Annotated in this window: 12 protein-coding genes and 1 pseudogene; 8 read left to right on the top strand and 5 right to left on the bottom strand. The window is 64.1% G+C overall.

The features are described from left to right. Positions 1 to 37: 37 nt before the first annotated feature. The 3 genes from OSH10_RS06805 to OSH10_RS06815 form a co-directional block, all read right to left on the bottom strand. Positions 38 to 670 carry a 2-dehydro-3-deoxy-6-phosphogalactonate aldolase gene (locus OSH10_RS06805; protein WP_266330879.1) on the bottom strand — a complete coding sequence of 211 codons (633 nt, stop codon included), beginning with the start codon at positions 668 to 670 and terminating at the stop codon, positions 38 to 40. Between the two features lie 11 nt (positions 671 to 681). After that, positions 682 to 1,614, bottom strand: coding sequence for a 2-dehydro-3-deoxygalactonokinase (locus OSH10_RS06810; RefSeq protein ID WP_266330880.1), 933 nt, complete (start codon positions 1,612 to 1,614; stop codon positions 682 to 684). 92 nt (positions 1,615 to 1,706) lie between these two features. Further along, positions 1,707 to 2,732, bottom strand: a complete 1,026-nt coding sequence (locus tag OSH10_RS06815) for a substrate-binding domain-containing protein (protein WP_266330881.1) — start codon at positions 2,730 to 2,732, stop codon at positions 1,707 to 1,709. 422 nt (positions 2,733 to 3,154) lie between these two features. Between OSH10_RS06815 and OSH10_RS06820 the strand changes: the two genes are divergently transcribed. From OSH10_RS06820 to OSH10_RS06845, 6 genes are all read left to right on the top strand, one after another. Next, positions 3,155 to 4,402 (top strand): ABC transporter substrate-binding protein, encoded by a 1,248-nt coding sequence (locus OSH10_RS06820; protein ID WP_407660691.1) that lies wholly within the window; start codon positions 3,155 to 3,157, stop codon positions 4,400 to 4,402. 139 nt (positions 4,403 to 4,541) lie between these two features. Then, positions 4,542 to 5,510, top strand: a complete 969-nt coding sequence (locus OSH10_RS06825; protein ID WP_266330883.1) for a carbohydrate ABC transporter permease — start codon at positions 4,542 to 4,544, stop codon at positions 5,508 to 5,510. Next, the gene (locus OSH10_RS06830) at positions 5,510 to 6,340 is read left to right on the top strand and encodes a carbohydrate ABC transporter permease (protein WP_266330884.1); all 831 of its coding nucleotides are present in this window, start codon (positions 5,510 to 5,512) and stop codon (positions 6,338 to 6,340) included. The genes OSH10_RS06825 and OSH10_RS06830 overlap by 1 nt, the downstream gene beginning before the upstream one ends. A gap of 4 nt (positions 6,341 to 6,344) precedes the next feature. Continuing rightward, entirely contained in the window at positions 6,345 to 8,012 is a 1,668-nt protein-coding gene (bglA, locus tag OSH10_RS06835) for a beta-galactosidase BglA (RefSeq protein ID WP_266330885.1), read from the top strand. A 30-nt stretch (positions 8,013 to 8,042) separates the two neighbouring features. Further along, positions 8,043 to 9,131 carry an ABC transporter ATP-binding protein gene (locus tag OSH10_RS06840; protein ID WP_266330886.1) on the top strand — a complete coding sequence of 363 codons (1,089 nt, stop codon included), beginning with the start codon at positions 8,043 to 8,045 and terminating at the stop codon, positions 9,129 to 9,131. 153 nt (positions 9,132 to 9,284) lie between these two features. Beyond that, entirely contained in the window at positions 9,285 to 9,932 is a 648-nt protein-coding gene (locus OSH10_RS06845; RefSeq protein WP_266330887.1) for a glutathione S-transferase family protein, read from the top strand. Positions 9,933 to 10,031: 99 nt separating this feature from the next. Here OSH10_RS06845 and OSH10_RS06850 read toward each other — a convergent pair. Both OSH10_RS06850 and OSH10_RS06855 read right to left on the bottom strand, forming a co-directional pair. Continuing rightward, positions 10,032 to 10,411: pseudogene (locus OSH10_RS06850) on the bottom strand (VOC family protein). 57 nt (positions 10,412 to 10,468) lie between these two features. Continuing rightward, positions 10,469 to 11,365 carry an SMP-30/gluconolactonase/LRE family protein gene (locus tag OSH10_RS06855; RefSeq protein WP_266330888.1) on the bottom strand — a complete coding sequence of 299 codons (897 nt, stop codon included), beginning with the start codon at positions 11,363 to 11,365 and terminating at the stop codon, positions 10,469 to 10,471. Between the two features lie 205 nt (positions 11,366 to 11,570). Here OSH10_RS06855 and zwf point away from each other — a divergent pair, with 205 nt between their 5' ends. Together zwf and edd are read left to right on the top strand one after the other, a co-directional pair. Beyond that, positions 11,571 to 13,052: a glucose-6-phosphate dehydrogenase gene (zwf, locus tag OSH10_RS06860; protein ID WP_266330889.1), complete on the top strand. Its 1,482-nt coding sequence runs from the start codon at positions 11,571 to 11,573 to the stop codon at positions 13,050 to 13,052. A 263-nt stretch (positions 13,053 to 13,315) separates the two neighbouring features. Next, positions 13,316 to 15,130, top strand: coding sequence for a phosphogluconate dehydratase (gene edd / locus OSH10_RS06865; RefSeq protein ID WP_266330890.1), 1,815 nt, complete (start codon positions 13,316 to 13,318; stop codon positions 15,128 to 15,130). Positions 15,131 to 15,168 lie beyond the last annotated feature (38 nt).

Here is a 15,168-nt window from a genome sequence, read left to right on the forward strand (position 1 = left end):
ACATATGTTTTCTAATTAGACCAATGTAAAACTGAGGTTACGCGACGCCAGCGGCTGCCTTGAAGGCTACGACCAGCTTGAGGGCTCTCTCGCCGATGTCGGCCGCCGTCATTCCCGGCTTGTAGATGTTCGAGCCGATGCCGAACCCGGCGCAGCCTGCCTGGATGTATTCGGCGAAGTTGGTCTCGTTGGCGCCGCCCACGGCGAGGACCGGGACGTGCTTGGGCAAGACGGCCTTCATCGCCTTGATGCCGGACGTGCCAATCAGTTCGGCCGGGAAGAACTTCAGCGCATCGGCACCGGCGGCGAGCGCCGCGAATGCCTCGGTCGGCGTGAACACACCGGGGTAGGAATCCATCCGCAGCGCCTTGGTCTTGCGGATGACGGCCGTATCCGCATTGGGCGAAACGATCAACTCGCCGCCGACATCCTTCACGGCCACCACATGCTCTTCGGTCAGCACCGTGCCGGCGCCGACCTTGGCGCGGCCGGCGGCGCGCTTCACCATCCTCTCGATCGAGACGAACGGGTCGGGCGAATTGAGCGGGACCTCGATCAGGGTGACGCCGGCCTCGACCAGCGCGTCGAAGGCCGCGTCGGCCTCGGCCGGGGTGATGCCGCGCAGGATCGCGACGATGGGGAGATGGGTGCCGAACAGGGGGTGGGTCATCGTTTTCAATCTCAAAGAAGGCCGTTGGCGCGGGCGAGGCGGACAAGGCCGCGGCGGACGAGGGCGGAGCCGTCCCGGGTATCGGCCGGATGGCCGGCGACTTGGAAGGCGGCATGATAGGAGCGGGCGAGCGTGCGCGAGCCGATGATCCGGATCGGACGGTCCGCATCGAGCAGGCCGATCTGCCGGGCCGCGGCGATCTCGCCGCCGATGACGAGGCCGGAGAGATAGGCGAGGTTGTCGTCACCCGAGACGCCGTCCAGCAACTGGCGCACCCGCACGGAGAAGATGGCGCCGAGGAAGGGCAGGCCCTCGGCGACGGTGCGCTTCACCGCCAGGGCGAAATGCGGGGAGCCGGCGATATCGTCGGCATCTTCCGCCACCGAATGGCGCAGGAACGACTTGCGCGCCAGCAGGTCGAACATCTCGCCGGTCAGGAAGGTCTGGAAAGTGGTGATCTGGCCGTTCGAAATCGCGGCCCATTTCGAATGCGTGCCCGGCAGGATGGCGATGCCCTCGAAATCGGGTTCCTCCTCCATCAGGCCGACCAACTGCGTTTCCTCGCCGCGGATGACGTCGCCATCGCGCGCTTCCGAGCGCAGAACGAGCCCCGGGACGATTGCCATCGGGCGATGATCGGAGGTCTGGAAGCTGAGCAGCCCGCCGGCAAGAGCGTCGGGCGAGGTCGGCACCGGGACATAGGCCGCCTCGTGCCAGCCCTGCCGGCTGCCAACCATGCCGGCCATGATCGCCGGCAGCTTCGGCCAGTTGGCGACGAGCGCCTGGAACGCATCCTCGTGGCCGGCACCGCCGAGCGAGCCGATGCCGTCGGCGCTGTCCGCCTCGGCCAGCACGCCGCCGTCCCCGTCGAGCAGCATGGCGCGGCAGCGGGTCGTGCCCCAATCGACGGCAATGAGGGCGGCATTGGCAAAGGCGACGGGCATCGTCTGGTCCGTAAGTTCTAAACTGCGTGAATCTGGAATGGTTGTTCGATGATCGGCCGGCGCTGTCAAGGCGACAGCAGGCCGCTGCGGGGTCAATCCCGTGGCGCGGGACCTGTCGACCGGCGGATGACGAGGTCGACGGGCCAGAGTTCGTGGATGCTGGCCGGGGCGCGGCCATCGGCGATGATCTCCATCAGCAGTTCGGCGACACGCGTGCCCGCGGCGCGGATAGACGAGCGCGTCGTCGACATGGTCGGCACCATGGCGTCGGGGTTGAGGAAGGGGATGACATCGTCATGGGCGATCAGAGATATGTCGCGGCCAAGGTCCAGTCCGGCGGAGCGGATCGCGCGCAGGCTGCCCAGCGACATCATCATCGAGGAAACCAGCAGCGCGGTGGGGCGAGGGGACTGCGCCAGGAAGCGGGCGGTGATCCGGTAGCCCGTCTCATCCGTCATGACGCCCTCGGCAATCAGGTTATCCTCGGCCAGGACGCCATGTTCGGCGAGCGCCTTGCGGAAGCCGCGCTCGCGATCGGCGGCGAAGGTATGGCGGGTCTCGCCATTGATCAGCCCGATCCGGCGATGGCCGAGATCGAGCAGATGCTGGGTCGCGTGCCGAAAAGCACCCTCGTTGTCGATATCGAGCCAGGCGTGCGGGATCGGGCTTTCCGAGCGGCCATGCACGACGAAGGGCAGGCCCAGCTCGGTCAGGAGCGCGATGCGGGGATCGTGGGAGGTCGGGCTCGACACGATGACGGCATCGACCCGCGAACTGATCGCCATGCGCCGGTAAGTGGCCATCTCGTCGCCGGCGCGCGAGGGTGACAGCACGATGTCGATCTCGTCCTTCATCAGCCTTTCCCCGAGGCCGGCCTGAAACTCGATATAGTTCGGGTCCAACAGCAGGTTGCGGTCGGTCGGAAGCACGATGCCGATGGCATTGTTGCGGCCAGTGGCAAGGCGACGGGCGCTGGCGTTGGGGCGGTAATCATAGCGGCGCGCCGCATCGAGCACGCGCTGCCGCGTTTCCGCATTGACCTCTGGGTAGCCGTTCAGCGCCCGGCTCACGGTCGTCTGCGAAAGGCCGAGATGCAGCGCTAGTTCCTTCAGCCTCATGAGAAATTCCGTCCTCCCTGGAAAACATTCAAAGCGCTTTCAATCGACCGCGCAAGCAGACTTGCGGCACGCTTATAAAATCCTTGCTTCATGTTGCAGTGCGCCATCGGCGGCTGTTTCAGAAATCGGCGATGAATCAATTAAGTACACTGTTTAATCATATGAATTTCGCGTCTTGCCATGCTGCGTTGCACTATTTCGCGCGCGCCGCCGGGGTTGACAGCGAAGTGTGTTGCCGGTTTGAATGCCTTCAAAGCGCTTTGAGGAGGGCGGGCGGCGTTCTGTCTCCGCCGAGGGCGCTTAGGGGGAGAAGAGGCGTCGGGTTCGCGGTGCATGGCATCGGCGGGCGCGATGGTCTCGATGCTCCTGTCATGGACTGTCTCTCAGGGAGGTTCTTTCAAATGAAGTTGCGCTCCGCGCTTATGGCCTTTAGTGCCGGCATTGTCCTGATGGGCAGCGCCGCCAATGCTGCCAATCTGTCGATCGTGTCCGGCGATACGGGCAATGGTCTCGCCGTGCTGCGCGAGCAGCTCGACATCTTCGAGAAGAACACCGGCAACAAGGTCACGATCGTGCCGATGCCGTCGTCGACGAGCGATCAGTTCGGTCAGTACAAGCTTTGGCTTGCCGCCGGCAACTCCGATATCGACGTCTACCAGACCGACGTGATCTGGGCGCCGCAGCTCTCGGACCAGCTCCTGGACCTGACGGATGCCACCAAGGATGTGGTTGGCGCGCATTTCCCGTCGATCATCGAATCGCAGACCGTGAACGGCAAGCTCGTCGCCCTTCCGATCTTCACCGATGCGCCGGCGCTCTACTACCGCAAGGACCTGCTCGAGAAGTACGGCAAGCAGCCGCCGAAGACCTGGGACGAGCTCGCGGCAACCGCGAAGGAAGTCCAGGACAAGGAACGCGAAGCCGGCTCCAAGGACATCTGGGGTTTTGTCTGGCAGGGCAATTCCTATGAAGGCCTGACCTGCAACGCGCTCGAATGGGTCAAGTCGAATGGCGGTGGCCAGATCATCGAGGCCGACGGCGAGATTTCGATCAACAACCCGCAGGCAGCCGCCGCGCTCGATCGCGCCAAGGGCTGGGTCAACACCATCTCGCCTCCGGGCGTGCTGGCCTACCAGGAAGAAGAGGCCCGCGGTGTCTGGCAGACCGGCAATGCCGTGTTCATGCGCAACTGGCCCTATGCCTATGGTCTCGGCAACGGCGCCGATTCCGCGGTGAAGGACAAGTTCGACGTCGTGCCGCTTCCGGCAGGCTCGGGCGAGGGCGCCAAGTCCGCCGCGACGCTCGGCGGCTGGAACCTGGCGGTCTCGAAATATAGCAAGAATCCGAAGGAAGCGATCGAACTGGTCAAGTTCATCGCCTCGCCGGAAATGCAGAAGCTCAAGGCCCTGAAGGCCTCGAACCTGCCGACGATCCAGGCCCTCTATGACGATGCCGACATCGCCAAGGGCCAGCCGATCATCCCGCGCTGGAAGGAAGTCTTCCAGAACGCCGTGCCGCGTCCCTCGGCCCCCACCAAGGTCAAGTATAACGAAGTCTCGTCCAATTTCTGGACCGCAACCCACGACACGCTCAGCGGCAACGGTTCGGCAGCCGACAATCTCGAAATGCTCGAGGCCAAGCTGACCAAGCTTAAGGGTGCCGGCTGGTAGGCCACTGGCCCGCGTGACGGCATTCCCCGCGAATGCCGTCATCGCAGCTTGATCTATCGGCGTGGCGGATATTCGTGCGGTCCGCCATGCCTTTCCCGTTCATGCCGAGCCGTCGGTCCAAACAGCGAGAGCCGAGAACATGGCGGTAGCCGAGACAGTTGCTGCGCCCGTCGCAGGGATGCGCTCCGACCTGATGCGCCAGAGGGTGCGGTCAGCCTGGGTCTTTCTCGCCCCGATGCTCATCGTGCTGGCGATGGTGGCCGGATGGCCCTTGGTCCGAAGCATCTATTTTTCGTTCACCAACGCCTCGCTCGCCAATATCGACGCGGCGCAGTGGATCGGCTTCGAAAACTACCTGTCGATCACGCGGCTGAAGAGCGGCAAGATCCTGTATGATGGACTGCTCGCCGACCCGATCTGGTGGCGCGCCGTCTGGAATACCGTCAAGTTCACGATCGTCTCCGTCACGCTGGAAACGATCTTCGGCACCATCGTCGCGCTCGTGCTCAACGCCGAGTTCAGGGGCCGCGGCATCGTCCGCGCCGCCATCCTGGTGCCCTGGGCGATCCCGACCGTCGTCTCGGCCAAGATGTGGAGCTGGATGCTCAACGATCAGTTCGGCATCATCAACGACGTGCTGATGAATCTCGGCATCATCTCGAGCAAGATTGCCTGGACCGCCAATCCGGATACGGCGATGTTCGCGGTGCTGCTGGTGGATATCTGGAAGACCACGCCCTTCATGGCGCTGCTGATCCTCGCCGGCCTGCAGATGGTGCCGGGCGATATCTACGAGGCGGCCCGGATCGACGGCGTGCATCCGGTCAAGGTGTTCTTCAAGGTGACGCTGCCGCTGATCCGTCCGGCGCTGATGGTCGCGGTCATCTTCCGGATGCTAGATGCGCTGCGCATCTTCGACCTGATCTACGTGCTGACGCCAAACAACTCCCAGACCAAGACGATGTCGGTCTATGCCCGCGAGAACCTGTTCGATTTCGACAAGTTCGCCTATGGCTCGGCCGCCGCAACCTTCCTGTTCCTGATCCTGGCGGTCATCACGGTGGTCTACATCGTTGTCGGACGCGTCAATTTCGATGGAGGCCGATAATGCTCTGGGCCCTCACCAAGCGGACGGCTTTCTATGTGCTGGTCCTGCTTATCGTCTTCATCTCGGTTTTCCCGTTCTACTACGCGATCCTGACCTCGTTCAAATCGGGCACGGACCTCTTCCGGATCGATTACTGGCCGACGTCCTTCGCGCTCGACAACTACATATCGGTGCTGACCACGGGCAGCTTCGTCCGTAACCTCGGCAATTCGCTGCTGGTTTCGACCGTGGTGGTGGCGATTTCCCTGCTGCTCGCGGTGACGGCGTCCTTCGCGCTCGCCCGCGTCCGCTTCCGCGGCCGTTCGCTGCTGCTCTTCACCATCCTGTCGGTCTCGATGTTCCCGCAGATCGCGGTGCTGGCCGGCCTGTTCGAGATCATCCGCTTCTTCGGCATCTTCAACACGCCGCTGGCACTGATCTTCGCCTACATGATCTTCACCCTGCCGTTCACGGTCTGGGTGCTGACCACCTTCATGCGTGACCTGCCGATCGAGATCGAGGAAGCCGCGATCGTCGATGGCGCGTCGCCCTGGGTGATCATCACCAAGGTGTTCATGCCGCTGATGTGGCCGGCGCTGGTGACGACGGGCCTGCTCGCCTTCATCGCCGCGTGGAACGAGTTCCTGTTCGCCCTGACCTTCACCTCGTCCAACGCCACCCGTACCGTGCCGGTCGCGATCGCCTTGCTGTCCGGTGCCAGCCAGTACGAAATTCCCTGGGGCAACATCATGGCCGCATCGGTCATCGTCACCGTGCCGCTGATCGTTCTGGTGCTCATTTTCCAACGCAAGATCATTTCCGGCCTCACCGCCGGCGGCGTGAAGGGCTGATCGAATGAATGAAGTTGTTTCCGGTGGCGTGATCGCCTCGCACGCCGCCGATGCGGACTGGTGGCGTGGCGCGGTCATCTACCAGATCTACCCGCGCTCGTTCCAGGATACGGATGGCGATGGCGTCGGCGACCTGAAGGGCATCGCGGCCCGGCTGGATCACATCGCCTCGCTCGGCGTCGATGCGATCTGGATCTCGCCGTTCTTCAAGTCGCCGATGAAGGACTTCGGCTACGACGTATCCGACTATTGCGCCGTCGATCCGCTGTTCGGCACGCTGGAGGATTTCGATCATCTCATCACCGAGGCGCATGCGCGCGGCATCAAGGTGACGATCGATCAGGTGCTGTCGCACACCTCGGACCAGCACGCGTGGTTCAAGGAAAGCCGCTCGTCCAAGACCAACGCCAAGGCGGACTGGTTCGTCTGGGCCGACGCCAAGCCGGACGGCACTCCGCCCAACAACTGGCTGTCGATCTTCGGCGGCTCGGCCTGGGAATGGGACACCACGCGCTGCCAGTACTACCTGCACAACTTCCTGACCTCGCAGCCCGACATCAATTTTCACTGCATGGCGGCGCAGGACGCGCTGCTCGACTCGGTCGAGTTCTGGCTGAAGCGCGGCGTCGACGGCTTCCGCCTCGATACGGTGAACTTCTACGTCCATTCGCAGGGACTGGAGGACAACCCGCCCTCCAGGCCCGAGGACCGCAACTCGCCAGAGGCGCCCGCCGTCAATCCGTATAACTGGCAGGATCACATCCACGACAAGAGCCAACCGGAAAATCTCGAATTCCTGAAGCGCCTGCGCGCGCTCCTGAACCGCTATCCCGGCCAGATGACGGTCGGCGAGATAGGCGACGGCCCGCGCTCGCTCAAGACCATGGCAGCCTATACCGCCGGCGGCGACAAGCTGCACATGTGCTACACCTTCGACTTCCTGAGCCCGATCTTCACGAAGGAACATTTCGTCAATCGGATCCAGGCCTTCGAGGCGATCGTCGGCGACGGTTGGCCCTGCTGGGCCTTCTCGAACCATGACATTGTTCGCCACGTCACGCGCTGGACGCATGATGGCGAGTTCGATGCGGTTGCGAAGCTCGCCGCCGGCATTCTCCTGTCCTTGCGCGGCTCCGTCTGCCTCTACCAGGGCGAGGAACTCGGCCTGACCGAAGCCGACATCGCCTATGAGGATCTGCAGGATCCCTACGGCATCCGCTTCTGGCCGGAATATAAGGGCCGCGATGGTTGCCGCACGCCGATGGTGTGGGAATCAAACGGCACCTATGCCGGTTTCTCCTCCGCCAAGCCCTGGCTCCCGGTACCCCAGGAGCATGTCGCCCGGGCGGTCAACCGCGAGACCGCCGACCAGGCATCGGTGCTGACGCATTACCGGAAGATGATCGCTTTCCGCCGCGCCCATCCGGCTTTGCGGGATGGCTCGATCGCCTTCGTCGACTCGCCCGACCATGTCCTGGCCTTCATTCGGGAGGGCGCGGGCGAGAAGGTGCTCTGCGTGTTCAACCTCGGCAGCGCCAGCGCCAGCTTTGCGGTCCCGGCCGGGATCGATGTCACGGCGCTGCTGAATAGCGGCTTCGCGGGATTGCTCGACGCTTCGGGCCGCACCGTCGAGCTCGGCGGACGCGATGCATTTTTCGGCAAGATCGCCTGAAACAAGAGAACGGGCACGGGAGAGAACAACATGGCCGGCTTGCTGCTACGCGATATCCGGAAGGCCTATGGCAACGTCAAGGTGCTGCACGGCATCGATCTCGACATCAAGTCGGGTGAGTTCGTCGTCTTCGTCGGGCCGTCCGGCTGCGGCAAGTCCACGCTCCTCCGCCTGATCGCCGGACTGGAGGACATCACCTCCGGCACGCTGCAGATCGACGGCAAGGTGGTGAACCAGCTCGCGCCGTCGAAGCGCGGCATCGCGATGGTGTTCCAGAGCTACGCGCTCTATCCGCACATGACCGTCTACGACAACATGGCCTTTGGCATGAAGCTCGGCGGCGGCGGCAAGGAAGAGATCGACCGCCGCGTGCGCGAGGCGGCGAACGTGTTGCAGATCACGCCGTATCTCGACCGCCTGCCGAAGCAGCTTTCCGGCGGCCAGCGCCAGCGCGTCGCCATCGGCCGCGCCATTGTGCGCGATCCCAAGGTGTTTCTGTTCGACGAGCCGCTTTCCAACCTCGACGCGGCGCTGCGCGTGCAGACCCGCATCGAGATCAACAAGCTGCATGAGCGCATGGCCGGCGTGACGATGATCTATGTCACGCATGATCAGGTCGAGGCGATGACACTGGCCGACCGCATCGTCGTGCTGAATGCGGGCCGGGTCGAGCAGGTCGGCGCGCCGATGGAGCTCTACCACCACCCGGATAATCTGTTCGTGGCGAAGTTCCTCGGTTCGCCGTCGATGAATACCATTCCCTGCGTGATCGAATCCGGCGGCGCCAATCCAATCGTTCGCCCGAATGGCTGCGACGCGATCCGCGTCCAGGCTTCGATTCCGGAAAGCGCGGCCGGCACCAAGGGCACCTTTGGCGTCCGCCCCGAGGATCTCGAGATTACCACCGGCGACGACGCGATCTTCCGCGGCACCATCGACATCGTCGAGCAACTCGGCGAGGTGACCCTGATCTATGTCGATATCGGCACCGAAGAGCCGATCGTCGCCAAGCTCGAAAACGACATTCCCTTCACCAAGGGCGAGACCATCGCGCTGACCTCGCCGCTCCGGCATCTGCAGGTCTTCGACGAAAAGGGCGTCGCCTACCGCCGGACCTGAGCCGACACTACCGGCCCATCGCGGGACTTGCATGACAGGGACGGGCTTGCGTTAACTGTCATGCAAAGGTCTCGCCCACGCGAGTGCGGGGGGCGGATCGGTGACGCCGCCCCACGGACGGGCGATGTGGGTCACAAAGAAGCGAGGCCTGACATGACGCTCACGCTCTATATGCATCCGCTGGCGTCCTACTGCCACAAGGCGCTGATCGCGTTCTACGAAAACGACACGCCGTTCAAGCCGCATTTCCTCGATCTCGCCGACCCGACCGTGCGGGCGGAATTCAACGCGCTCTGGCCGGTCGGCAAGATGCCGGTGCTGCTGGATCATCGGCGCGAACAGACGGTACCCGAAGCGACCGTGATCATCGAATATCTCGACACCTACTATCCGGGGCCGACGCGTTTCGTTCCCGACGATCCCGAGCGCGCCTGGCAGACCCGGCTCTCCGACCGATTCTATGATCTCTACGTGCATGAGCCGATGCAGCGGATCGTCGGCGACCGGTTGCGTCCGGATGGGAGCAAGGATCCCTTCGGCGTCGAGGCGGCGAGGGCGACGCTCCGGACCGCCTACGACATGCTCGAGAAGCAGATGGAACAGCGCTTCTGGGCAATGGGAGAAACATTCTCGCTGGCCGATTGCGCCGCCGCGCCGGCGCTGTTCTATGCCGACAGGGTGCAGCCCTTCGGCGAGACGCATCCGGCGCTGGCCGGCTATTTCGGCCGGCTGTTGGACCGGCCCTCCTATGCGCGGGTGCTCGAAGAGGCCAAGCCGTATTTCGACATGTTCCCAGGCTAGCGGAAGCGTCCGCGGCATGGTCGACGCTGGGCCCGTTCGGAGCGGCCATTTGCCCGCTGGTCCTCTGCTATCCAGGTGAACTCGTGAAGCCAGCGACGCCTACGCTTCGGGTGAGGTCTCGCGCTCGATGAATTCCAGCCGGTTGCCGAAAGGGTCGTTGAGATAGAAGCGTCGACAGCCAAGGAGCGGCTCGTCGTCTTGCGGCGCCTGCCCATGGGCGACCAGATGTTGCCGGAATTTCTCGAGATCGCGTACGAGGAGGGCCGGATGCGCTTTTCTGGCCGGTCGAAAGTCGTCTTCGATACCAAGATGCAGCTGGCGGTCGCCGGTCTGGAACCAGAAACCCCCCCCCGATGTGCCAGATTGGCCGGCTTGGCCACTTCCGGCAGGCCCAGCAGTTCGCCGTAGAAGGCGCGTGCTTCGTTTTCGCCGCCTGACGGCATGGCGAGCTGGACATGGTCGAGGTCGACGATCGGCATGCGGCATCCTCGGGCACGGCAAGATCCGGGACGATGTGCGCGCCCCGGAAACGTTCGTCAGCCGTCGATCTTGAACACGTTTTCTGCCACGCCCGCGACGTCGAGCTCGACGGCGAACAGGCCGCCGGCGAGGCGCTCCAGCGGACCGTCGCCGCCCTGCGCCGTGGTGATGTAGAGCGTCTTCAGATCCGCGCCGCCAAAGGTGCAGTTGGTGATGTTGGAGACCGGCATGTCCAGGACCCGGTCAACCTTGCCGTCGGGCGTGATGCGGACGATGCAGCCGCCATGATAGCGGCAGTTCCAGACATGGCCTTCGCTGTCGATCTGCGAGCCGTCGGGCGCGCCGCGGTCAAAGCCCTGGAACCAGACGGCCGGGTCGCTGACCGCGCCCGTCGCCGGGTCGTAGTCATACGCCCAGATCTCGTTCTTCATCGTGTCGCCGGTATAGAAGCGGTTGCGCGACAGATCCCAGCACATGGTGTTGGAGATGCCGATCGCCGACCGGATCGTCTCGCTGGCGCCGTCCTTGGTCACGCGGTAGAGGCCGCCCAGCGCGTCGTCGGTGATGTCGACGCCGGAGCCGTCCGGGGCGACATTGTTGAACATCGAGCCGACGACCAGATTGCCGAAGGGATCGGGCCGGCCATCATTCAGCCGTGCCTTCGGCGTGTTCTTCTCGGGATAGGCGAAATCGGCGCGGGCATCCCTGGCCGGCTGCCAGAGGATTACCTTGGAACCCAGGGCGAGAATCAGGGTGCCGGGCCGATCGGTCAGGCCGATCGTGGTAACCGGCTCATCGAACAGCCAGGTCTGCGTGGCGCCGGTCGCCGGATCGTAGCGATGGACGAGGAAACGGTTGATGTCGGTCCAGTACACGGCCTGCTCGGCGGCGTTCCAGACGACGCCTTCCCCGCAACGATCGCCCGCAGGCACAACGCAAACCGGATCCGCCATTGATTTTTCCCCTTGGCCCGCCCGATGCGGGTCTCGTCCAAATGCCTGAAATCGCATAGCGTGATGTGAAAGCCATCACACGCGAATCTTGTCGCAAAGATTTTATTTCGGTGCTCTAATTTTTTCCCTCAACTTATGAAGCGGATTTGATTAGGACACTGAACAGACCAGTTGAGGTCCGGCTGACTCCGGAAAGAGGGATTTCATGACAAGTCGTATCATCGCCGTCGACCCCTTCGATCTCGTCGTCTTCGGCGCTACCGGCGATCTCGCCTACCGCAAACTCATGCCGGCGTTGTATCACCGCCATCGCGACGGTCAGATCCCCGAGGTTGCGCGGATCATCGGCGTCTCGCGCCGTCCGATGAGCGACGACGCCTACCAGAAGCTCACCGAAGCTGCGCTGGAGAAGTTCGTGCCGGCGGACGAGCGCGAGCCCGAGCAGGTCGCCTCTTTCCTGAAGCGCATCTCCTATGTGGCCGTCGACGCCACCGCCGATAAGGCCGGCTGGCCCGAACTCGCCAAGGCGCTGGAAAGCGGCAAGGATCGTATCCGCGCCTTCTATCTCGCCGTGGCGCCCGACCTGTTCGGCATCATCTGCGAGGGGCTCGGCGCCCATCACCTCGTGACGCCGAAGACTCGCGTCATCATCGAGAAGCCGATCGGCAAGAGCCTCGCCTCCGCCAACGCCCTGAACGATTCGATCGGCAAGGTGTTCAAGGAAAGCCAAATCTACCGCATCGACCACTATCTCGGTAAGGAGACGGTGCAGAACCTGATGGCGCTTCGCTTCGCGAATGCGCTGTTCGAGCCCGTCTGGAACGCCAACCACATCGACCACGTGCAGATCACGGTTGCCGAAAGCCTCGGAGTCGAGGGTCGTGCCGGCTATTACGATACCGCCGGCGCGCTGCGCGACATGGTGCAGAACCACATCCTGCAGCTCGTCTGCCTCGTCGCGATGGAGCCGCCGGGCCGTTTTGATGCCGATGCGCTGCGCGACGAGAAGCTCAAGGTGCTGCGGTCGCTCAAGCCCATCGTGGATGGCGATGTCGATACTGTCACCGTGCGGGGCCAGTACAAGGCTGGCGCCTCGGCTGGCGGGCCTGTTCCGGGCTATCTCGAAGAGCTTGGCAACGAGGAATCGACGACCGAGACCTTCGTCGCCGTCAAGGCGGAGATCGAGAACTGGCGTTGGGCCGGCGTGCCCTTCTATATCCGCACCGGCAAACGCCTGCCGTCGCGCCTCTCCGAGATCGTCGTCAACTTCAAGGCGGTGCCGCATTCGATCTTCGAAGGCGCTGCCGGTCAGCTCGCCTCCAACCAGCTGATCATGCGCCTGCAGCCCGATGAGGGCGTGCGGCTCTGGCTGATGATCAAGGATCCGGGCCCTGGCGGCATGCGACTGCGCCATGTGCCGCTCGACATGAGCTTTGCCGAGACTTTCAAGGTGCGAAGCCCCGAGGCCTACGAGCGGCTGATCATGGATGTCATCCGCGGCAATGCCACGCTGTTCATGCGGCGCGACGAGGTCGAGGCGGCGTGGAAGTGGATCGATCCGATCCTCGACGGCTGGGCCAATTCGCGCGAAGCGCCGAAGGCCTATACAGCAGGAACCTGGGGCCCTTCCTCGTCGATCGCCCTGATCGAGCGCGATGGACGCACCTGGCACGAAGAAGGCGCCTGAGGAGCCACCTCGCCCGTTTGACAGAAGGCGAGGAGCTCTGGACCCTCTTCCACGCGACACGGATAGGCTTCGCGGCAGGAAGACGGGTCAAGGCAGGAATGGGGAGCCTTTCGTCGTTTCCGGACGGTGAAGGGCTCCAGGCCAGAAATCGACCGAGCGGGAAACCCTCTTCCCGCTCATGGAGGGGGTTCGGCGAGGGGTTTGGAGCGAGCAGGCGCCACCCTGCTTCTCACCCGTTACGGACGTCCAGGAGACACCACATCATGACCATCCACCCCAAGGTCCTCGAAGTGACCGATCGGATCCGCGCCCGCAGCGAAAAGACGCGCGGGCTGTATCTCGATCGCCTGGCGGCGGCCAGCGAGGCCGGACCGCGTCGCGCGTCGCTCGCCTGCGGCAACCAGGCCCATGGCTTCGCCGCCTGCGGACCCGGCGACAAGGCCGTGCTGAAGGGCGACATCTCGCCCAATCTCGGCATCATCACCGCCTATAACGACATGCTGTCGGCGCATCAGCCCTATGAGACCTATCCCGAGTTGATCCGTCAGGCGGCGCGGGAAGTCGGCGGCGTGGCGCAGGTCGCCGGCGGCGTCCCGGCCATGTGCGATGGCGTCACCCAGGGCCAGACCGGCATGGAGCTGTCGCTGTTCTCGCGCGATGCCATCGCCATGTCGGCGGCGATCGGCCTGTCGCACAACACCTATGATGCCGCCGTCTTCCTCGGCATCTGCGACAAGATCGTGCCCGGCCTCCTGATCGCGGCGCTTTCCTTCGGCCACCTGCCGGCCGTGTTCATTCCGGCCGGTCCGATGACCTCCGGTCTGCCCAACAGCGAGAAGGCGCGCATCCGCCAGCTCTATGCCGAGGGCAAGGCGACCCGCGCCGACCTGCTGGAGGCCGAGAGCGCCTCCTATCACGGCCCCGGCACTTGCACCTTCTACGGCACGGCCAACACCAATCAGATGCTGATGGAGATCATGGGCCTGCATCTGCCGGGCTCGTCCTTCGTCAACCCGAACACGCCGCTGCGCGACGCGTTGACCAAGGCGGCCGCCAAGCGCGCGCTGGCGATCACCGCGCTCGGCAACGAATTCACGCCCATTGGCGAGATCATCGACGAGAAGGCCGTGGTCAACGGCGTCGTCGGCCTCAACGCCACCGGTGGTTCGACCAACCACACGCTGCATCTGGTTGCGATGGCCAAGGCCGCCGGCATCCAGCTGACCTGGGACGATTTTTCCGACCTTTCCGATGTCGTGCCGCTGCTGACGCGCGTCTATCCGAACGGCCTGGCCGACGTGAACCACTTCCATGCCGCCGGCGGCATGAGCTTCCTGATCCGCGAATTGCTGCAGGCGGGCCTGCTGCACGAGGACGTCAAGACCGTCTGGGGGGCGGGACTGAGCGGCTACACGGTCGAGCCGAAGATCGACGAGGCCGGCGTGATCGCGTGGCGCGAGGGGGCGACCACCAGCCTCGACGAGAAGGTGCTGGCGCCGGTCTCCAAGGCATTCCAGGCCTCCGGTGGCCTCAAGGTGCTGGAGGGCAATCTCGGCCGCTCCGTCATCAAGGTCTCGGCCGTGAAGGTCGATCGTCACGTCATCGAGGCGCCGGCCCGCGTGTTCCACACGCAGGACGCCTTGCTGGCCGCCTTCAAGGCGGGCGAGCTGACCGAGGATTTCATCGCCGTCATCCGCTTCCAGGGGCCGCGCGCCAATGGCATGCCGGAGCTGCACAAGCTGACGCCGACGCTGGCGGTGCTGCAGGATCGTGGCCTCAAGGTGGCGCTGGTCACCGATGGCCGCATGTCCGGCGCCTCCGGCAAGGTGCCGGCGGCGATCCACGTCACGCCGGAAGCGGCCGCCGGTGGGACGATCGGCAAGGTGCGCGACGGCGACATGGTCCGCCTGGATGCCGTGACGGGCACGCTGGAAGTCCTGGTCGATCCCGCGACCTTCGCGGCGCGCGAACTGGCGGTGGCGGATATGACCGGCAACGAATTCGGACTTGGCCGCGAACTGTTCGCCATGTTCCGTGCCAACGCCGCCCCGGCCGAACTCGGCGCGGGCGTATTCTAGCGGCTCGACCCCTCAATCCACTTCGCCGCCTCTCCGGA

Source organism: Kaistia defluvii (assembly GCF_026343955.1).
Classification (GTDB): Bacteria; Pseudomonadota; Alphaproteobacteria; order Rhizobiales; family Kaistiaceae; genus Kaistia; species Kaistia defluvii.